Source organism: Nocardiopsis mwathae (assembly GCF_014201195.1).
Classification (GTDB): Bacteria; Actinomycetota; Actinomycetes; order Streptosporangiales; family Streptosporangiaceae; genus Nocardiopsis_C; species Nocardiopsis_C mwathae.
The window spans coordinates 3,992,055-4,013,219 of the sequence record NZ_JACHDS010000001.1 but is presented as its reverse complement, the minus strand read 5'-3'; the positions used below and the strand labels follow the sequence as shown (position 1 = coordinate 4,013,219).

Annotated in this window: 13 protein-coding genes; 10 read left to right on the top strand and 3 right to left on the bottom strand. The window is 68.7% G+C overall.

What is annotated here, in order from left to right:
* The first annotated feature begins 1 nt into the window (after position 1).
* Complete coding sequence (locus tag HNR23_RS17395) at positions 2 to 6,076, top strand: TcpE family conjugal transfer membrane protein (protein WP_184076798.1); 6,075 nt, start codon at positions 2 to 4, stop codon at positions 6,074 to 6,076.
* Positions 6,077 to 6,177: 101 nt separating this feature from the next.
* On the opposite strand, the gene HNR23_RS17390 is transcribed toward HNR23_RS17395, so the two are convergent.
* Positions 6,178 to 7,257 carry a type IV toxin-antitoxin system AbiEi family antitoxin gene (locus HNR23_RS17390; RefSeq protein WP_184076796.1) on the bottom strand — a complete coding sequence of 360 codons (1,080 nt, stop codon included), beginning with the start codon at positions 7,255 to 7,257 and terminating at the stop codon, positions 6,178 to 6,180.
* A 185-nt stretch (positions 7,258 to 7,442) separates the two neighbouring features.
* On the opposite strand from HNR23_RS17390, the gene HNR23_RS17385 reads away from it, so the two are divergent.
* The 5 genes from HNR23_RS17385 (at position 7,443) to HNR23_RS17365 (ending at position 15,170) form a co-directional block, all read left to right on the top strand.
* Positions 7,443 to 9,950, top strand: a complete 2,508-nt coding sequence (locus HNR23_RS17385) for an ATP-binding protein (RefSeq protein ID WP_184076794.1) — start codon at positions 7,443 to 7,445, stop codon at positions 9,948 to 9,950.
* A 77-nt stretch (positions 9,951 to 10,027) separates the two neighbouring features.
* Positions 10,028 to 12,349 (top strand): conjugal transfer protein TrbL, encoded by a 2,322-nt coding sequence (locus HNR23_RS17380; RefSeq protein ID WP_184080503.1) that lies wholly within the window; start codon positions 10,028 to 10,030, stop codon positions 12,347 to 12,349.
* A gap of 80 nt (positions 12,350 to 12,429) precedes the next feature.
* Positions 12,430 to 13,104: a hypothetical protein gene (locus HNR23_RS17375; protein ID WP_184076792.1), complete on the top strand. Its 675-nt coding sequence runs from the start codon at positions 12,430 to 12,432 to the stop codon at positions 13,102 to 13,104.
* 66 nt (positions 13,105 to 13,170) lie between these two features.
* Positions 13,171 to 14,340, top strand: coding sequence for an NlpC/P60 family protein (locus HNR23_RS17370; protein WP_184076790.1), 1,170 nt, complete (start codon positions 13,171 to 13,173; stop codon positions 14,338 to 14,340).
* Between the two features lie 44 nt (positions 14,341 to 14,384).
* Positions 14,385 to 15,170, top strand: coding sequence for a hypothetical protein (locus tag HNR23_RS17365; protein ID WP_184076788.1), 786 nt, complete (start codon positions 14,385 to 14,387; stop codon positions 15,168 to 15,170).
* Between the two features lie 58 nt (positions 15,171 to 15,228).
* On the opposite strand, the gene HNR23_RS17360 is transcribed toward HNR23_RS17365, so the two are convergent.
* Complete coding sequence (locus HNR23_RS17360) at positions 15,229 to 15,423, bottom strand: DUF397 domain-containing protein (protein ID WP_184076786.1); 195 nt, start codon at positions 15,421 to 15,423, stop codon at positions 15,229 to 15,231.
* Positions 15,424 to 15,430: 7 nt separating this feature from the next.
* Complete coding sequence (locus HNR23_RS17355) at positions 15,431 to 16,288, bottom strand: Scr1 family TA system antitoxin-like transcriptional regulator (RefSeq protein WP_184076784.1); 858 nt, start codon at positions 16,286 to 16,288, stop codon at positions 15,431 to 15,433.
* A gap of 172 nt (positions 16,289 to 16,460) precedes the next feature.
* Between HNR23_RS17355 and HNR23_RS17350 the strand changes: the two genes are divergently transcribed.
* From HNR23_RS17350 to HNR23_RS17335, 4 genes are all read left to right on the top strand, one after another.
* Positions 16,461 to 16,838: a hypothetical protein gene (locus HNR23_RS17350; protein ID WP_184076782.1), complete on the top strand. Its 378-nt coding sequence runs from the start codon at positions 16,461 to 16,463 to the stop codon at positions 16,836 to 16,838.
* Between the two features lie 180 nt (positions 16,839 to 17,018).
* Entirely contained in the window at positions 17,019 to 17,483 is a 465-nt protein-coding gene (locus HNR23_RS17345) for a hypothetical protein (RefSeq protein ID WP_184076780.1), read from the top strand.
* 566 nt (positions 17,484 to 18,049) lie between these two features.
* Positions 18,050 to 18,424: a hypothetical protein gene (locus tag HNR23_RS17340; RefSeq protein WP_184076778.1), complete on the top strand. Its 375-nt coding sequence runs from the start codon at positions 18,050 to 18,052 to the stop codon at positions 18,422 to 18,424.
* 42 nt (positions 18,425 to 18,466) lie between these two features.
* Positions 18,467 to 21,154, top strand: a complete 2,688-nt coding sequence (locus tag HNR23_RS17335) for a TPR repeat region-containing protein (RefSeq protein ID WP_184076776.1) — start codon at positions 18,467 to 18,469, stop codon at positions 21,152 to 21,154.
* Positions 21,155 to 21,165 lie beyond the last annotated feature (11 nt).

Sequence of the window (21,165 nt, the reverse complement as noted above, 5' to 3'; positions counted from 1 at the left end):
CGTGGACCTGCCCACGTACACCAACATCTGGCGTATCGAGAAGCGGCTGTACAAGCTCTACGATTTCCGGCTGCCGCAGCCGGTCTCGGTCGTCTTCCTTGGTGTTCTCCTGGGCACGTACGGGGTCTGGTTCGTGGCGCTCGCCGTCATCGGCGTTCCCTTCACGACCGACCCGCCGTGGCACGTGCTGTGGCTGGTCCCGCCGTTCATCATCACCTTCTTCGCCACTCGCCCGGTCATGGAGGGCAAGCGGCTCAGCGAACTGGTGGTGTCGCAGGTCCGCTTCATGACCGAGGCGCGCGTGTACACGAGCCTCGCCCCCGAGCGCGAGCCCGCCGAGATCCGGGTCGCGGTGCGCGTGTGGCACCGCGACCCGGCGGCGGGTCCGCTTCCGGTCGTGCACCGCAAGAGCGCCCCGCTGCGTGCCAAGGGGCTTCTGCGGCGGGGGAAGCCCGCCCCCGCCGAGCTTGAGGAGCCGGTCGAACCCGCGGAGGAGCGCGCCTCGGCGCCCACCGGCGCCGAGACCGACGCCCACGCCGCGGCAACGGCCGTCCCGGCGACCGCACAGGTACCCGCCGCCCCGAAACCGCGCACCGCCCCACCCGCCCGCCCCGCCCGGGTGGCACCACCGCTGGTGCTCGACCCCAAGCGGAAGGAACACAAGGAACGAAGGGAACAAGAAGAACGGCCGTCCGACGAGCCGCCCGGCGCTACCCCGCAGGTCGAGGCGTTCGAGCACGTCGAGCGGACCGAACCCGCCGAGCCCGGCACGGCCACCGAGGTCGGCGAGACCCCCCGGCCCGTCGAAGCGGTCGCCGCCTCCACAGCGGCCGAGCCCGCCCACCCTGCGGAGCTCGCCGCCGCCCCCGCATCCTCCGCGGGGTGGATCGGCGACCGGAACGGCGAAGCCCCGGCGCCCACCCCCCAGCGCGACCAGGACGAGCAGGAGACACAAGCGGCGGCGGCCCCCGCCCCCGGCTCCGACACCCCGGACACCCCCGACGCCGGCGACTCCGCCGCCTCGCGCGGCCTGGGCATCAAGGTCCTCAACTACTTCGGCTTCGCCCTGCCCGAGCAGGCCGGGGCCGACGGAGACTCCGCGCGGAACACCGACGCCAAGGACAACCCGCACCCCGGCTTCTACGACGAGGACGACGACGAGCAGCTGGAGCGCGACGCCGCGTGGTTCACCGAACTCCGCGCCTCCTGGGGCGAGACGCCGTGGCCGCTGTCGTCCAAGGCCGCCTACGAGAAGGGCGACACCGGCCCGATGTCTCCGCCCGACGCGGACGACGACGCGGCCCAGCCCGAGGACGCACCCGCGAAGGCCACGGCCTCCGAGGGCACATCCGCCCGCCGCCGTGCCGAAGAGATGATGTCGGCCCCCGAACCACCGGAGCCGACGACCCCGGCGCGACCGGCCGAGCCGGTGGAAGCGGCAGCGGCAGCGGCACCGGAGCCGGTGGCGGCGGCCGAGGCGGACCCCGAGGCCGACACCCCCACCGTGTCGACGGCCCCCGGCGCGACCCTGCCCGCCGGGCCGGAACGCCGCGCCGTGCGCCGACTGCGCGCCCGAGCCGAGCTGGCCGCGGCCACCCGCCGCCTGGAACGCAGGCGCGCCGCGGCCCTCCGGCCGACACAGCCCCACCTGGCCGCGGAGCTCCGTCCGGGCGCCGCAGCCCCCGCCGCGGCTCCGGAGCCCGAGCGCGCCGAAACAGAGCACAGCGTGCCGCCCGCGCCGGTCCCCGCCCCGCCGGCCGAGGCGGCGGCCACCGCGACCGAGTCGGCCATTCCGGCACCCGAACCGTCCGAGGCACCCACGCCGCCCGAATCCGGCGACGCCACCGCGCCCCCCGAGGCCGCCCGCGCGCAGGAGCGCGTCGCTCCGCCGCCACCGGTCGAGCGTGCCCGCGGCCTGGGCTCGCCGGCCACCCCCGAGGAAGTCGAACGGCATGAGGAGGACGATGAGTCGGCTCCGCGCCGCCGCCCGCACGCGGCGCCGTGGGACCTGCCCCTCACCTCGCACTTCTACGAGCCACGCGAACCCCGACAGCAGTCCGAGGAATCCGAGGAATCCGGCGTGCCGCAGCTGCGGCAGCCGACGGACCCCGAGGAAACTGAGGACACCGTAGAAAACGAGGTCAGCGAGACCGACCCATCAGTCAGCCCAGGAGACGCCACGCGACGCAGAGACAAGGAACCCGCCCCGGCGGCTTCCTCCACCGGCAAGCCCTCGCTCGAACTCGACCACGGAACGGGCGAGCACAGAGCCATGTCCGGCGTACTGCGGGTGTTCTCTGTCCCGGTGGAAGAGAAAAGTCCCGAAGGTACCAAGAGTCCCGAGGACAGCGCGGCGGCCGACACGGCACAGGACACTCCGGAGCAGGCCGGCGCCGTCGACGTCGAGAAGCCCGCCCCCGCCGTCGAAGCCGACCACCCCGCAGCCCGGGCTGTGGGGGAGACCCGGGATGTCGCGGGGGTCGATGCGTCGGCATCGCGCGTGTCGGAGGCGCACCGGTCCGAGTCGGTGAGGCAGGTCGGTGGTCCTGCGGCCCGGGCTGTGGGGGAGACCCGGGACATCTCCGAGCTCGACGCCTCGACACCGCATTCACCGCGGCCCCATCAGGCCGAACGGGGGAAGCCGGTCGGTGACCCCGCCGCAGACACCGTCGGCACCCAGGCCGCGAAAGACGACGCCGCGCAGCCCCCGGCCGCAGCAGCCGCCGCTCCGGCCCGCACCGGCACCGAGCTGCCCGAGCCTGCTACACGCCCAGCGCAGTCCGACACTCCTGAGCACCCGCGGAGCGCCGCCGAAGCCGAACGCCTCGAAATCCTCGACCGACACCTGAGCCACGCCGACACCCCGCCACCCCCGGCCCCGCGCTTCGCCGACGCCGACGGCCCGAAGCCGCGCGCCCGGGTCGAGTGGTTCACCGACGACCCTGCGGACAAGCCCGCCCCCGAGCAGCCGCAGGCCCCCACCACCACCCCCACCCCCACCACCGACCGGGAGCAGCCCCGCACGCCGACGGCCGCCGCACCCGCGCCGTCCGTGCCGGAGGAGGCCGCCACCCCGACAGACCGGGGCACCGAGCCGACGCCGCTCGCCGCATCCTCCGCTGAGGGGGTCGCATCCACCCATCCCCGCGTCGAGAACGCTGGCGCCGCCGCTTCCCCGGCCGCGCCCGCGCGGTCCTCCGCGCAGCAGAACGGGGAACCCACCGGCCACGGCGCCGAGGCGGCATCAGGCGTCGCGGGCGCTGAGGAATCCAGCGCTGCGCGGTCCGAAACGGAAGCCGCGGCCGATGGCGGCCCCTCCCCGTCCGTTTCGCCGCAGGCCGAGACCGCGGCCGACCACGTGCTCGCTCAGGGGTCCGCCACGGCCCTCGCACGGGCGGAAGCCGCCGCCACCGGCGACGCCGATGGGCCCGTCACCGACCCGCCGTCCGCGGGGGCGCCGACGGCGACCGCTCCCGAACCTGCCGTCTCCCACGAGGGGGAGACGCCCACCGGCGGAGGCACCGCGTCGGCGTCGTCCACCGCGTCCACTGCGTCTACCGCGGAGCCCGGCGCCGTGCCCTCCGCTCCCGAACCCGACGGCACCGGCCGGTCCACCTCGACGCCCGCCCCCCGGACGACGGCGCGGCAGGACGAGCGGCCCACCGACCGCAGCGTCGAGTCGCGGACGCCCGCCGCCCCCCTTGGGGGATCCGCCGCTGCGCGGCCGCGGGTGGCGGCCGCCGACAGCGCCGACGATCCCGCCGTCGGCCCGGAACCCGCCCGACCCCACGCATCCGCCGCCGTCCAGGGGGAGAACCCCGCCGACCACGGCTCCGCGTCGTCCCCGGCCGCCGCACCCACCGAAGGTTCCAGCGCGGCGCGATCCGGCACGGAACCCGGAAGCGCCGACGCCCTGCCCTCCGGTGAGGGTTCCGCCCGACCCGTACCCTCGTCCGCCGGTGAGGGTGCCGCCCGGCCGGTTTCCCCGTCCGTTGTGCCGCAGGGTGAAGAGCCCGCCGACCATGGCACCACACCGTCGACGGCCGCCGAATCCGGCCCGCTTGAGGCCGTGCCCGGTGCCCGGTCGACGTCCCACGCGCCGACCCCATCCCCGGCGGCCTCGCCGCAGGATGCCGCGGCGGCCGACCATGACGTCGCGCCGACCCCGGCCGTCCACACACCCGCCGACACCGAGGACCTGCCTGCCGCGAGCGGCAAGCCGCCGCTGGAACTCGACCACGGCACGGGCGAGCACGAAAGCTACTCCGAGATCGGGGCCGCCCCGCGCCGCGCGACCCCCGCCGACCTGGAAGCCGCCGAGGCCGCCGCGCTCCGTGCCCGGCAGCGGAAGAACGCCCGCGGCACGGCACCCGGGCGGGGCGAGCAGAACGAGCAGAACGAGCGGAACAAGGCGACCGCTGCCCCGCGCACCCCCGCACCGGAGTCCGCGGCATCGGCACAGGCGTCCCGTCACTCGCAGCGGTCGGCCCCCGCCGCCCCGCAGCCGCACGCGCCCTCCGCGGTCCCGTCCTCCTCCGCGTCCTCATCCGCCTCCGCACCCTCGTCCTCCTCAGCGCCTCAGGACAGGGCCCGGCGGACGGAACCCGCGGCCGACTCCGGCACCGACACCGACATCGACATCGACACCGGACGCTCCGACCCCTCCGACCGCTCCGACCGCCTCTCCCGAAGCATGCGCTCCAACCCGACCGGCGGCACCCCCGCCATCGGCTCGCGATCCGACACGCCCGGAAACAGCAGGACGCCGTCGGCCCCGTCCTCCCGCCGCTCCGCCTCGGCCCCGCCGCCGGTCGGCCCCATCCACCGCACGCCCACCACCGGTGGCCGCAAGCGCGAGGGCCACGGCCCGCGCGACGCCCACTACGTCGACGACGGCGTGTTCAACCGCGTCGCGCAGAACGCGCGCCGCATCAGCCACCTCTTCGGCACCACCCCGCCCGGCCAGTCCCCGGACACCGACACCCGCGGGACGTCCGACGCCACCCGGCGGCCCGGCACCGCCGACCGCGCCACCGACCGCACCCCCCACGACAGGAGGGCCGACAAGCCCGAACTCCAGCTCGACCACGGCACCGGCGAGCAGGAAGGCCTCACCGACACCCCCACCCGCGCCCCCGCCGAGCGCGACGGCGCCGCACCCGGCGGCCGCCCGGGCGACACACCCCCCGCGGGCGGAACCCGGGGCTGGCGCCGCCTGGCCCGGGTCGTCACCGGCGGCTCCGCCGCCGCCCAGCGCTCGGACCTGGCCGAGGAGGACATCGAACGGCTGCGCGCCCCCCTGGGTCGGCCGCGCCGCGTCGTCGTCCTCGGCTGCACCGGCGGCGCAGGGCAGACCGTCACCACCCTCATGCTCGGCCACACCCTCGCGGCCCACCGCGACGAGCGCGTCGTGGCGGTGGACGTCAACCCGGGCCTCAACGCCCTGTCCCGCCGCGTACGGACCGAGACGCCCGAAACCCTCACCTCCCTCCTCGCGAACGCCGACGCCGTCCACGGCTACCTCGGCATGCGCAAGTACACCTCCCAGACCAAGAGCGGCCTGGAGGTCGTGTCCACACTCGACGACCCCTACGTGCAGACGCTCGACGACCGCGACTACGCGGGCCTCGCCGGCCTCCTCGGCGCCTACTACGGGGTCACCGTCCTCGACCCCGCCGCCACCGGCGTCGCCCGCGCCCTGCCGGTCGCCGACGGGCTCGTCCTGGTCGCCCCGGCCAGCGCCGACGCCGCTCGCGCCGTCGACATGACCTTCGAATGGCTCGACGGCCACGGCTACGCGAGCCTGCGCATGCGCGCCGTGGTCGTGGTCAACGGGGTGAGCAAGCGCAGCCTCACCGACGTCGACGACGCCGAGCGGGTGGCGCGGGGCCGCTGCCGCGCGATCGTGCGGGTGCCGTGGGACGACCACCTCGCCGCCGGGAAGATCGTCGATGTGGGCGCCCTGCGCGCCACCACCCGCCGCGCCCACGCCGCCCTGGGCGGCGTCCTCGTCCACGGCCTCGGCGGTGGCACCACCCCCGGAACCCACCCCACTTCCCCGGGGGGCCGCCGGTGACCCTTCCCCCCACCCCCACCCCCTCCGCCCCCCACCCCTCCCACGTTGATCTCGGAGATATCGGGGTAAAAACCGGCGCTGATACCCCGATATCTCCGAGATCAACGGTGGAAGGGGAGGCGGCGCTGGGGGCACGGCGCGTTCTCGCCGACGCCGAGCCGTTCGCGCTCCTCTCGCAGCGCCATGGCCGTCCTCCACTGGAACAGGTGCGCCTGGCGGGGGTACGCCTCGGGAACGTACACACCCCGCGCGCTCAACCGCGTTCGGATCGCCCGCACGACCTTCGGCAGCAACTCCCTACGCGTGCTCCTGGTGAGGACGAACAGCCGGAACCCCTGTTCCTCGATGCGGTGCCATCGCTCGACATCGGCCTCGCGCCGGTCCGCGTGGCACTCCCCGTCGTACTCGATGCCGATCCCCAGCTCCGGGTAGGCGAGGTCGAGGTAGGCGTTGGCGCGCCGCCCACCGGGTGTGGCCAGCCGGTACTGCGCGACCGGCTTCGGCAGCCCCGCGCCCACCAGGTCCATCATCAGCCGCGACTCCTCCGGCGACTCCACCAGCGGCTCGGCGAATTCCGCGACCGCCGCGGCTTGGCGCACCCCCACCCACCGGTACAGCCGTTCCTGCCCCACGTAGCACCGGAACCCGTCCACGGTGAAAAGCCGCGGCCGATGGTCGTACGGGTCCACCCCGACGTGCAGCATGGCGTTGACCGCGGCGACGTGTTCCCGGAGGTTTCCACCGCCTCCACTCTTCGCAAGCCGCGCGAGGTCGAAGGCGGTACGCAGTGGTGCGGTGACCGGTATGCCCCGGACATAAGCCGTGTCATCTGGAAGAAGCTCTGCGTGCGTCATTTCGACGTGCTGGCGCGGACCCACCGGAATGTCCCTGGGTACCACGACCGTAATCGGGTCACCCTTGCGCCGATAGTCGGCACCGTGCAGACCGGCGGCCGCCGACCCGCCGACCACGGCCCCTTCCGGAACGATCAGCATCAGCCCGCGGAGACGGGTGGCCAGCGAGTCAGGGTCGGTGTCGACATGCGTGTACACGTCGTGCCACAAGCGGACCCACTGTTTTCCGCGGAGTTGTTCGGTCGTGAGCAGTCCGCGTTTCCGTGCCTCGCTCCCAAGGAAGGGTGCGTGGCTGAGCCCGGTGGGGATGTCAGGGGAAGCAGGCATACGCCCACGATGGCGCCGCCCTGTCGACGCGTTTCATCGCTGTCCACAGACCACCCGCGCATGCCTTCGTTGATCTCGGAGATATTGGGGTATCAGCGCGGGCTTTTCCCCCAATATCTCCGAGATCAACGGAGAGCGGGAAGGGGCACAGCAGGAATCACAGTGATCACTCAGGAGGGGAACCGATGATCGGCAGTAGGAGTGGGAGCCGGCTGGCGGTGCGGTACTTCGACGACCGCATCCTGCTCAGCGACGCCGAAGCCTGGGCCTACTTCCGGCTGCCCAAGGTCTCCTACGAGTTCTCCACCCCCGAGGAGCGCGAGGCGCTGGCCACCAACATCACCATCGCGCTCGCCGCCATCCGGATGAACGACGCCGAAGTCCACCTGCGCGTCGCCCACCGCACCTACCCGGCGGCCGAGTGGGCCACCAAGCTCGACGCGACCTCCGACTCCGGCTCCGGCTGGTTCGACTACCTCGACGAGATGTACCGCCACGTCTGGGCCAAGGACTTCTGGACCAAGGAGGTCTACCTCGGCGTCCGGCTCGGCCAGCGCGGCGGCGTGCGCGGCCAGTTCAGCCAGGGCGTGTTCGGCCAGCTCTTCTCCGCCTACCAGCGCACCGAGCAGGTACTGGGCATGGAGGACGACGCGATCGACGACCGCGAGATCGCCCGCTGGACCGACCAGTCCGAGCGCCTGGGCCGCGCCCTGTCCGCCAGCTCCCTGCACGCCCGCCACGCCACCGCCGACCAGCTCGCCTGGCTCATCCGCCACGCCGTCACCGGCACCATCGAGGAGCCCCGCACCTCGGCCGCCGACCGCCGCACCTGGGGCAAGGGCGAGATCGAGCAGCTGGTGGAGGGCGTCATCCACAACGGCCGCTCGATGCTCCGCCTCGACCAGCCCGCCGGCTCCACCTACGTCGCCCACCTCTCCTTCTCCCGCTTCCCCGACCTGATGCCGTTCCCCGACGGCGAGCCGTGGCTCCACTTCGCCGACGCCCTGCCCTTCCCCGTCGAGCTGAGCCTGCGCATGAAGCTCATCCCGCCGGCCAAGGCCAGCAAGGACGTCGGCCGCAAGCTCGCCCACGCCCGCGACATGGACGCCCACATCCGCGAGGCCGGCGCCGACCTGCCCATCGCGCTCGCCGAGCAGATCGATGCCGCCCGCATGCTGGAGCACGGCATCACCAAGGAGCGGCTGCCGTTCGTCTACGGCTGGCACCGCCTGATGGTGTCGGCGCCCACCGAGGACCTGCTGGTGCAGCGCGTCGAGGCGGTCGTGGAGCACTACCGCGACATCGGCATCGACGTCACCAACTCCACCGGCGACCAGTTCGCCCTCTTCCTGGAGTCGATGCCGGGCGACCGCATCCGCCTCAACGCCTACGCCCAGCGCCAGCCCCTGCGCACCATCGCCGGCGGCATGCCCACCGCCACCGTCGAGGTCGGGGACCGCCACGACCCGGGCACCGGCGGGGGCGGCTGGACCGGCCCCTACATCGGCGAGACGCTGGGCCGCGCGCGCTCCATCGTCCACTTCGACCCGATGGTGGCCGCCGCCCGCAACCGGCCCACCGCCATCGCCATCACCGGCGAGCCCGGCGGCGGCAAGACCACGCTGGCGCTCCTCCTCATCCACCAGCTCGCCCTGCGCGGGGTCACGGTCGCGGCCATCGACCCCAAGGGCGACGCCGAGTCCCTGGTCCGGCTGCTGCAGCGGCGCGGCCGCAAGGCCCGCATCATGTCGCTGGGCTCGGCCGAGCCCGGCCTGCTCGACCCGTTCTCCTTCGGCGACGACCTCGCCGCGCAGAAGACCATGGCCACCGAGACCCTGCGCCTCCTCCTGCCCAGAATGAGCGAGGAGCGCGAGTCGGCCATGATCCAGGCCGTGGCCGCCGTCGCCAACCAGCCCCGCCCCAGCCTCGACAAGGTCGTCGCGTTCCTGGAGGACTCCGACGACGCGGCGTCGCGCAACCTGGGGGCGGTGCTGCGCTCGATGTCGGAGATGCGGCTGGCGAGCCTGTGCTTCGACCCGCAGGGCGAGACCCGGATCGACACCGAGGGGTGGACCACCGTCTTCACCCTCGGCGGGCTCACCCTGCCCGACTCCACCATCCAGCGCGACGACTACTCCTACGAGCAGCGGCTCAGCGTCGCCCTGCTCTACCTGGTCAGCCAGTTCGCCCGCAGACTCATGAACGGGCTCGACCGGCGCCTGCCCAAGGCCATCTTCCTGGACGAGGCGTGGGCCGTGACCTCGACGCCCGAGGGCGCCAAGCTGGTGCCCGAGGTGTCGCGGATGGGGCGGTCCCGCAACACCGCCCTCATCCTGGTCAGCCAGAACGCGGGTGACCTGCTCAACGAGCAGGTCACCAACTGCCTGTCCAGCGTGTTCGCCTTCCGATCGACCGAACGCCACGAGGTCGAGAGCGTCATGGCCCTGCTCGGAGTCGAGCCCTCCGAGGACCACATGGCCATGCTCCGCAATCTCGGCAACGGCGAGTGCATCTTCCGCGACCTCGACGGCCGCGCCGGACGCATCGCCGTGGACCTGGTGTCCGAGGAGCTGCTGCGGTGGCTGGACACCAACCCGACACGCCAGAGGCCCGACGCAGACGATGATGGCGGTGCCGACGGTGCCCTGGTGGGTACCGGTGGCAGTGGCATCGGGAGCACAAGGCAGGAGTAGCGGTGAGGACTAGGTCGGCCGGAGCGGTGAGGAACCCCCGCTCTCTCTTCGGCAGGCGGTTGAAGCGGAACCTGACCATGGCGCTGCTGGTGCTGGCGTTCGTGCTGGTGCCGATGGGCGGTGCCCAGGCCAACCCGGTGTGCGAGGGGGAGCCGGCCCCGCAGCCGGAGGCGGCGGGCAGCGGCGCCGACGGGCTGCTGGTGCCGCCGCAGTCGCAGTCGTCGATCGTGGGCTCCCCGGACGGCCTGCCCCCGGACGCGAGCCTGTACGGGCAGTACGGGACGGCGGGGCAGCAGTGGCACGTGATCCGCGAGTCGTGCGTCGACAAGATGGGCTCGGCGGCGGTCGCGACGTTGACGACCACGACGTGGGAGCTGTCGAAGACCATCAACCAGTCGACGATCACCGTGTACCAGGCGGCGACGTCGGATGGGCTGCTCTCGGACTTCAACACCGTGGTCGAGTCCTTCATCCGGGAGCTGCGCGAAGGCATCTGGCGGCCGCTGCTGCCGACGGTGATCATCCTGGGTGCGGTGTGGCTCGGCTGGTACGGGCTGATCCGCAAGCGGCTGACGCTCACCGTCGAGAGCGCCGTGTGGATGGTGCTGGCGACCGCGATGGGCATCTGGATCCTGGTCAACCCGGGCCAGGTGCTCGGCATGGCCGGGAACGTGGTGAACTCCGGCGGGCAGCTGGTCAACGCCGCGTTCTCGAAGATGTCGTTCCCGGGCGCGTCGGGGACGTGTCCGGGCGGGGCCGAGCCGGTGGAGAAGGCGGAGTGGGAGTCGGAGAACGACTTCGCGGTCCGGCAGAACTCCAACATGCTGTGGAGCAGTCTGGTCTGCGAGCCGTGGGTGGCCGGGGTGTTCGGGACCGGTGATGTGGCGGACTCCGCCGCCACGCTCTACGGGACCGACCTCATCGCCGCGCAGGGCATCAGCCGCATCGAGCAGCAGCGGATCGCCGACGGCGAGGTCGACGGCCAGGAGCTGGTCGCGGAGAAGCAGGAGCGGTACGAGGAGATCGCCGAGGGCATCCAGACGACCTACCCCGGTGTGTATCCCCTCTTCGAGGGCAGCCAGCAGGAGAACCGGCTGGGCATCGCAGTCCTGGCGCTGTTCGCGGCGCTGTTCGCCGGAGGGCTGATCCTCGCGGGGTCGGTCGCGCTCATCGTCCTCAAGATCGGCTTCCTGCTCCTCCTGCTGCTCTCACCCGTGTTCCTGCTCATCGGCATCCATCCCGGCTACGGGCGGACCGTGTTGCTGCGCTGGTTCGAGATGGTGCTGGGCATCCTGCTCAAGCAGGTTTTCGTGGTCCTGCTGATCGCGCTGCTGGTCATGTGCTACGGGATCATCATGGCCACCAACCTGGCGTGGGGCCTGCAGATGATCCTGCTGGCGCTGTTCACCCTGGCCCTGTTCATCTACCGCAAGCCCTTCGCGCACCTCTTCGCGTCGGTCAACGCCAACACCTTCACCTCGCGCATGGTCAGCGACGCCGTCAGCAGCAGCGCGCTCAGCAAGAGCGCCAACGTGCTGCCGCCCGTCGCCTACATGCGGGCGCAGAAGTGGGGGCTCAAGCGCTCTCCGCAGATCGCGGCCGCGGCGACCGCGCTTCCGGCGGGGACCGGGGCCGCGGGTGGGACCGACGCGGCCGACACGGCGCGCGGGGCGGCGGCCGCCGGTGGCGACGCCGCCGAGGGCGAGGGCACCAACGTCCGCGCCGACACCGACCGCGTCCGCGGTACCGCGGGCTACGGCAGGGTGCGCGGCAAGGCCGCGCCGCCGCCATTGGACCTCGCCGGTAAGAGCGGCGACGGCGACTCCGGACGCTCCCAGCAGGGCGCCGCCGGCCACCGCAGCTCCGCGCAGGCGCCGCGCCTCAGCGAGGCCGCGTCCGGCGGGCTGCCGCCGCGGGGGAGCGGCGGCAGGAGCGGCCCCATCCCGCCCCGACCCTCCGGGGGGTACACCGGCACCGGTGACACCGGCTGGGCGTCGGTGTTCGGCACCGACTCCGGCGGCGGCCAGCGCGCGGCCTCGTCGGGCGGTGGGGGAGGCGGCGGGTCGTCGTCCGGCGGCGCCGACCAGGCTGCCCCCAGCACCGGGCAGGGGATCTTCCGGGGCCGTTCGGCGACGCCGCCCCAGGGCAACCCGTCGCCGCGGGGCTCCCGGTGGGGCGGGCCGAGCACGCGCAAGGAGAAGTCCGCCCCGCCGCCCCGGCCCCCGCGTCCGGCGTCGGCCCCCTCCGCGCGGCGCGAGGACGGCGGCAGCTGGATCACGGGTTCGGGCAAGAAGAGCGGCGACGCGCCCACCAGCCCCTTCTGGACCGGGTCCTCGGCGCAGCGGCAGCGCGAGAACAAGCGCGACATCCCGTTCTGGCTGCGGGACGAGGACGGCTGATGCGGAGTGATCCCCGACCACGTCGGCGACGCCGCCCCCATCGACACAGACCGTGCGCCGGATAGTAGGAAGACCTCGCCATGCCCAAGACCCTCACGGAAGGCCAGCAGCGCCTGTTCTTCGGGGTGCTCGTCGTCGTCCTGGTCGCCTTCGGCATCTATCTGAGCGTCGGCGGGTTCAGCGGCGGTTCCGGGGATGATCCCGGGGACGCCGCCGGTCAGGATCAGAGCCAGGCCCAGGGGCGGCCGGAGCCGGGCGGCGGGGGAGTGGACGTTCCGGCCACTGCTCCCCCCAGCCCCATCCCGATGACGGCCACCGAGGACATGCAGGTGCTGGACTGGTTCCCGCTCGACGAGGACGAGTTGAAGGCGGCGGCCGCGACGGCTCAGGGGTTCGCCGCGGCCTACGGCACGATCGACTACTCGAAGTCGCCCGAGGAGTACTTCAAGGCGATGCAGGACCTGGCGACCAAGGAGTACGCGAAGACCCTCGCGCAGAGCTCCGGTGCGGCGGGCCTCTGGGAGGAGCTGGCGGAGAAGGAGGCCGTCGCCGAGGGGCGCGCCGAGGTGAAGAAGCTGCGGAGCTTCGACAAGAACTCGGTGGTCTTCGTGGTGAAGACGCAGTCGATCACCGAGGACGACGACGGATTCGAGGAGGACCTGGGCGACTTCGCCGTCACGGTCGTGAAGAAGGGCGGCGAGTGGCAGGTGTACGACTTCCAACCCGCTGATGCCGGCAACCTGGGAGCCGACTGACGGCGTTCCCCCACCGACAACCCCCTACTCTCCCCATCGCAGGTGCTCGTCCGAGGCAGGTGCCGAGTGATCTCCCTGTTCACAACCCCCACCCCCAACGACCGAGGATCCGCCGTCACCCGGCTCGCCGTGGGTGTCGGCCTGCTGGTCGCCGGGACCATCGCCGTCGCGGTCGTGCTGCTCCCTGTGGCGACGTTCAACACGGGGCTGACCAACCTCATGAGCGGGTTGAAGTGCACGCCCGACCAGGAGGCGAACCAGGCCGCGGCCAGCAGCTACGCCGAGGACTCCATCCCGGAGAACTACCTGGAGCTGTACAAGGAGGCGGGGCGGGACCGCGGGATCCCCTGGAACGTGCTCGCCGGGATCGGCCAGGTCGAGAGCAAGCACGGCCGGTGGGACGGCCCGGGCATCACCGAGGGGCACAACGACTGGGGGGCGGCCGGGCCGATGCAGTTCGGCGCCAAGGACGGGTCCGCGGCGGGCAACAGCTGGGGCGGCGAACCCATCATGCCTGTTGAGGACCGGCCGGACGAGGGGTACGGGCTGGACGGCAACGACGACGGGATCGTGAACGTGTACGACCCGGCCGACGCCATCCCGGCGGCCGCCGACTACCTGATCGCGCACGGCGCCGAGGAGGACATGCGCAGGGCGATCTACGGCTACAACCACGCGTGGTGGTACGTGGACGATGTCCTGGAGTGGGCGGAGAAGTACGCGGACGGGAACTTCGACGTGAGCTCGTCGATCGAGGTGGCGGTCAACTGCGAGCTCACGGCGGACGGCGAGCCGATCGGGCGGGCCCCGGACAGGGTGTCGCAGGCGGTGGTCGACTGGGCGATGGCGCAGCGCGGGAAACCGTACGTGTACGGGGCCAACGGGCCCAACGCGTTCGACTGCTCCAGCCTGCTGCAGAAGGCCTACGAGAGCATCGGGGTGTCGATCCCGAGGATCTCCCAGGACCAGTGGACGTTCGGGCCGAGGGTCAAGGAGGGCGAGGAGCAGCCGGGGGACTTCGTGTTCTTCGACGTGACGCGCGCGGGTGAGCCGCCGGGGCCGGGGCACGTGGCCATGGTGATCGGCGACGGGCTGATGGTGGAGGCGCGGTGCACCAACTGCGGGCCGATCGCCACGCGGCCGTACGATGCCCCTGACGCTCCGACGATCCTGGGCTTCACCCGGCCGTTGGAGCACCCCGACGTGAAGGCGCAGCTGGAGGCCCAGGGTAGGTAGGGGCTTTCCTGCGCGACGCCTGTTGGCCGACGCGAGGACCGAACATGCCTGAGAGAGACGAGGCCCCACGGAAGAAGAAGGTGGGGTTGCACGGGTGGCGAGCGTTCCTGGTGGTGTTCGCCTCCGGGACCCTGGCCGCGTTTCTCGTCGTGGGGATCATCGTGGGCATACTGCAGGCCTTCGTGTCGAGCGTGTCATCGGCCGTCGGGGGCGAGGCTACGCCGGAGGTTCCCCGCGACCAGCAGACCGGTAGGCCGCAGGCAGCGTTGGAGCCCGGCAAGCTCGACATCTGCACGAGGACGCTTCCGCGCACGCGTGGCGTCAACATCAATCGCGTTGACCCTGCGGAGAACTACAACGACCCTGCGCTCCAAGGACGGGACTCAGAGGAGACCGAACGCACTGTCCGCGACGAGTGTGACTGGACCCTGACCCCCGACTACAGCTCGGCTCAGCCATGGGACTTTCACTTCTCGTACGAGGCCATCATCGATGCGGCCCCGGGTGAGGACCGGGATGAGGTGGCCTCCGGAATCTTCGATGATCGGAAGAAGGAGCTAGAGTCCTTCTTCTCGCCGGTGAAGAGCGACGGAGGCGGCCCCCTCACCGATGCCGATCGCTCTCAGGTTCTGTACGGCGACTCGTCAGGATCCGAACAGGAAACGACCTACGTCGTCCTCGCGCAGACTCGTAGCGCGGTCTACGAGATCCGCCTCGTGGGAGAACCTGGGCTGGACAACGAGCCGGTCCCTGAACAGGCCTACCGGCATGAGGTGGAGAAGCTGGTGTCCCGCCTCAGTATCGAGTTCGGTCTGCTGATCCCCGAGTAGCAGATCAGGCGGGCTCAGGGGGAATCCGTCGGGTACAAGCCGACTATCGCTCAGGCGATCATTCAGCGTCAGGTCTCTTCAGATTTCCGATGAATCTCGACCACTCCGAGGAGTGGAAGCCAAGCATCCCCAGGTGGGGGTGCTTAGAGTCGCGGATGAGCCTCCCCGTAGCAGCGTGGGAGGCTACCTCGACGCACTCTTGGGTGTCACCTCTGCTGTAGGTGCTCTTCTTCCAAGTCCGGGGGATGGTCACTGCTGCCTCACTCTGCGAGTTCGTCAACCATTCGGGCCAGATGAGCGTTCGATGCTTCTGGGGAGAGTGCCATCGCGCTCAGGCTGTCGAACTGTGCCCTATACGTCCGAATATCATCCTGTTCTTCCAGAAATATACCGTCGCGCGAGATGTCTAGGTAGACGACCGAACTCTGGTCGTCATGGGGGAAGTCCAGGAGGGCGAACGGCCCGCCCATCGCGCAGTGGGCGCCCATCTCGTCAGTGAGGACACGAATCTCGGCCATCTGCTGCTCATTGAGCAGCATCAGGCGCAGGAACTGTTCGCGCATAGTCAACTTGCTGCCGACCAGCTTGCGAAGCGCCGCCTCATCCACGACCGCACTGACGGTCGGTGGGGCGGTGCGCTCCAGGATCTCTTGGCGGGCCAAGCGTGCTTCGGCGCGCCGCTTGATCTCGTTGTCGTTGGTGATCCCGGCTGCGCGGGCGAGAGCCTTGCAGTAGCTGGCTGTCTGGAGTAGCCCAGGGATCAGCATCCCGCCGTAGAACCGCAGCTCGGATGCCTGCGCCTCAAGGCTGACGTACGACCCAGGGCCAAGCACATCTGAGTAACGCACCCACCATCCGGTCTCCTTGGCCTGCTTGGCCATCGAGACCAGGGCGTCCACGCGGCCTTCATCCGCAACGCCGTACAGGGCGCACAGGCCACGAATGTCGGCTTCCTTGAGCCGTTTCCACTGGCTCCGTTCTATGCGGTTGACCTTGGACCGGTCCCACCCCATACGTTGCGCTGTCTCCAACGTGTCGAGCCCAGCGGCCTCTCGCAGCTGGCGTAGCTCAGCGGACAGGCGCCGGTGTCGCACGGTCGGTGTCTGCCTCTCTGCCACTTGTTCCTCCCCGTAACTGGCCGCGACGCGATCCTAAGGCCCCATCGGCTCGAAAAAAATACCTCTGGATCGTCAAACTTGCTTGAAACTTACCTCGGAGGTAATTCATACTCAATGTGAGCGGTCGATCATGATCCGTCCGATCGACCTTCATCCCCAGGTGGTGACTTGTATGCCCAGCTACTTCTCTCCTCCGTCCTCCCTCTCCGCCTCGCCGCTGCACCCCCTCCAGGCCCTGGCTAAGGAGCTGGAAGCGCGGCGGCTCGGGGCGAGCATCGACGTGTCGGTCTCGGTGGTCGACGCGTACGTCCTCCCGGACTCCTCCCGGTGGCAGCAGGGGCTGCGACGGGTGTGCGTGCAGTGCACGCAGCGGGCGATCCTTCGGCCCGACCCGGTCAACGCCCACCCGTGGTGGTGGCTGCTGTGGCCGGGGGAGCGGTTCGACAGCGAGACGGCCGAGCCAGAGGTGACCCGTCTCCTCCCCGTCGAGGAGATCTCCGAGACCGCGCGCCGGATCCGCAACATCCTCATCCTCGACAGCACCGAATAGCAGGGGAATAGCAAGGCCAGAAGCCTATCCCGCAGGCGCTGCGGCCGGCTCCCGGAATCGGGAGGGGAAGAGCCGCCCCCGCTGAGCGCCGCCACCGGGTGTCCGCCCCGTGCAAGGGGAGACGGGGCGGACACCCACCCCCCAGGCAACTCCGACCAGCCACACCCCGGGAGGGGACCGATGCCCCCACGACAGCTCCGACAACCACCCGACCCGGCGAGCCCTGCGGCCAGCCGTCCAGCAACGCCGCGACCGCGGCCCTACGCGGCCCTCCGGCCAGCAACGGCCCCGGACCGCGCACGCCTGCCCGGCCCCAGCCCGTACGCCACCCAGCCCAGCTACCCGGCGCGGCCCACAGCCCCGCCCGCCCGCGCGACCCGCCCCAAGGCCCCGGTCGGCCCGCGCCCGGCCACCCGCCCCTCGGGCCAGTGGGCCACCAGACAACCCACCCGGCCCCGGCCCGCCTCAACCGTTCGGCCCACCAGCCAGGCCCGCAGACGCGCCTACTACACCTACAAGCACCGCGTCCTCTCTGAGACCGCTGGCCAAACCCGAGCGCTCTTCACCCTCTACGAACAGCTCCCCTACTCCTGCACGATCCTCGCCCTAATGCTCCTCTCCCACGCCCTCGGCCTCCTCCCCTGATTCCGACTCGGCCCCGTAGGGGTGCCCGGCCTGTGAGCTGGGCACCCCTCACAGCTGTCCCAGCGAGTGGGGGTGAGCCCTCGCCTGGACAGCGCTGACGCAGGGACTCCCCAGAGCTGCGGCGACGCTCTTCTCCCTGTAGTGGTCGCGGGCGCTCGATAAGCACTTGGCCGCTTTCGGACAGGCGACTACGTTCTGCAGTCATTCGAGGTGGTTCTCTACGACATCCCTCACCACCGGTCCGCCTTACCCGCGACTGGCTTCGCCACCAGATCCCTTAATAGTGGCTGGGAGGCAGAGCATGTGCACTGCCTCCCAGCCACACGTGCTGCCCCAAAGGATCTGGCGAGCGAAGGTGCGCTCCCGTCACTGAGGGCAATGGGGGATTCAGGCGTGTCACCCAACAGTGGTAGAAACGTCTTCGATGCCCTGACGTACGCGGTAGTGCCTGCCGGAAGGACCAGCGCCAGCAGGATCGGGACTGTTGGCAGGTCCTCTCCCTCGACTTGCTGCCGCTGCCCCTGGGGATAGCGACTGCCACCGAGCCCAAGAGAAAGGCGGGTCACATGGCTGACGAATCTGGTGGAGATCCGAGCAGGATCAGTGGAAAAGCGCGGTCAGCAGCTCAACTTGCGGATGCAATGAGTGGCCTGCGGGATACTTTCAACGACATCATGAATAGCGCGCAAAAGGCAGCGGTGGAAGAAGAGTGCGCTGAGGGCTACCCGAAGTTTCGAGACAACTATGCCGAAACAATTCTAGAGCTTGAAGAACATGGGCTTCAGTTGGCTAAAAATATCCATTCAGGTGGTGCGGCGATTGGGCGCAATGATGACACAACAGAGGAAGGATTCAATGGAGCATGGCCTGGCCTTAGTAGGCCCATTAACCAAAGCTCAGGTGAGGGACACTCGGGCCCTGGGGGCGCAGAGCTCTACTAACATCAACTTCCACTGTTTCTGAATAACATCCAGGAGGATATCATGGCTGACTCTCTCAGCAGCTACAATGCTACCGCAATGTCAGAGTTTGGGCTCTCGTTTAACCCCAGGAATACTGAAGCCAGTCAGGGTGACATCAATAAGTGGGCGCGAGAGATGGATATTCTAAGAGCGCGAATCATGGGGCGCTCTAACGAGCTGTCTGGGCAGTTTGACGATACAGCGGTGCATTTCACTAATGCGATCTCTTGGAATGTGAAGGATCAAAGCGGCTACAACGAGGGATTGTGGAGGGATGCTTCTTATTCCGTAAATTTCTGCGCGAAGGAAACTCTGTCCTGGGCCGAAGCTGTCGGCGACTATAAAAAGGATAGAAGCGACCTCATTGAGGAGTGGGGGAGTGCAGTAAAGAGCGCAGCAAAGCGACTCCCTAACAAAATCGTGAACGCTCCAAGTCCAGCCCCACACTCCGACTTTAGTCAACAATACACAGGAATCTATGTCGACAAGTTCAAAGAGATTCTGGGAGAACTGTCTGGGAAGCTGGATGACCTGAATACCAGGTCTAGCAAGAGGTGGAAGAAATTCAAAGAAGAAGCAGAAGAGCACGGCGAACGTTTGAAAGAGGGCCCCACTCCGGAGAACGTCAAACGTCTTGTCGATGCTGGAATCATGGGCTGGTCTGCATATAACATTAAAGGACAGGGTGAACCTCTTCCTATCCGAATGGAAGATGCTGGTCGAAACGCTCAAATTCTGGCAAAGTACCTTGGCCCGGACGGTAAGGAGCCGGATGAGGCCTACTGGTCGGCCCTGCTTGCCCTTCAACTTATGGGGTCTCAGAGCTCGGTCATCTACAGTGACCCCGAAGCCAAGCGAAAGGCGACAGCCTATCTGGAAAGGCTCTTCGATGAACTTGATAAGCTTAGCGGAGCTGAAAGGCTTCCTGTTTTTCTTGCGCAATCAGCGAACGCCAATATGAGCGATGCAGAAAAACGAGAGCTTGCCAAGGCACTTGGCGAAGGAATATTGACGCTCTCGAATGAGAGCTATGGTGGTGGCTGGGACCGCCTGCCGGAAAGCCTGAGAAACGCTGCAGCAGGCCCGACTGGAGCCGAGCAGTCCATAGATACTCCCAAGTACGAGCTCTATGGCGATGTTGAATGGAAAGAGGACCTTCCTGCCCTTTCCTACTTGCTGGGTAGCGCAGGCCCATATTCGGAGGGTGGAACGGAGTTCTCATCCACACTTACCTCCTCCCTTGGAGGCGCGCTTAAGGACGGGAAGAGCGGACCGTTCGATCCGTCGTTCTTGGCTATGTCGGGCGGTGCCTTGGCCGTCGACCTCGGAATCAGCGCTGCCACAAGCGACTCGGTTTCCGGGGCAGGCGCGCTTGGCTTGGAGAACATGGAGGAGGGCTTGCGCCAGCTTCTCGATGTCTCTTTGCGGAGTGAGTCTGGAAATCACAGTCTCCTCACAGGGGAGGGCTCCCAGAACACCCTCTACAGCCCAGAGGATGTCCTGGTCGGCCTCTATTCCTATGAGTGGGGCGATAAGGGTGAGACTGTTCGTGGCCTTACCGATTGGATCGCGCGGGATGCGTATAGCCCGTTCGATAGTGCACGCGAGCGGGCGGGAGAGGCCGCAGCTGGGCTGATCCGTAACATGACGACGAGCAGCGCTTTTGACGAACTAACGAAGACAGGCGTCCGGGTCGAGGACGAAGACCTGTCCTACGGTGACTCCAGATTCGGACAGTTCAACACACGCGCGGTCGATGGACTAGCTGATGTGTTCGAGAGCTACATGACGAGCTTCGCCAAGTCGACCACACTCGATGGTGAGTCTGAACTCGCATATAAGGGCGTCGGAAACTATCACCTAGAGAACAACTCCATTCAAATCGGTGGAGAAGAAGCGAAGGCGTTCATGACCTACCTTATGGGCAACGACGGTACTGCCGGTCGCGTCGTAAACCTAACGGACGACTATGCGAATGTAATGGCCGGAATCTACTTCGAGACTGGGAAACAGACGGAGACAGCTGCAAATGCTGGAGGTCTTAACAGGCTAATGGAGTCTGCTCTTATTCGTGACGCTGAGTTGAGAGGTGAGGACCTGACTGACACTCTGGAGCGCGATAAGAAAATAGCCAAGCTCCTCTCTGACAAGGGTGCCAATGCCGCTGAGTCCCTCCCGGCAATCGGAAAGCATTTGAAGAATGGAATTGATGGCATCAGTGATGCAGTCATTGATCGCGTCATAGAAAGGGAAACCTCGAGGCCTCCCAAATTCAGCACTCACACTTTTGGAGAAGAGATTGACCGCTACTCGCGCGTGAATGCGCTCGATTACCTCATTTCAAGCGAGAATGGTGCGTTGAATGAAGGCAACTACAAGAAGCTTGATGAAGTCGCTGCGGATTCAGCGGACAAGAACTCTGAGTCGCTCGCGAAGCGCCTGGAAGACTATGGAGTTCTGACTAAGAGTTCTGCCGGGGACGTGAGGGTTCAAATGGATCCTGAGAAGTGGAAGGTTGATTTTAACGACCCAGACGCAAAGGCATCCATATCGGACATCGATCAATCCCTGAGTGATGCGATGGATAACGTCAACTTCTCCTTCGGGGCTGGAGAGAACGGGACTTCATTGCCTGGGTATGAGGCAACAAACAGATATACTACTCAGTACAAGAACAGGTATGAGTCAACTGAGAAACACCTTGGTTAGTGTGGGCTGGT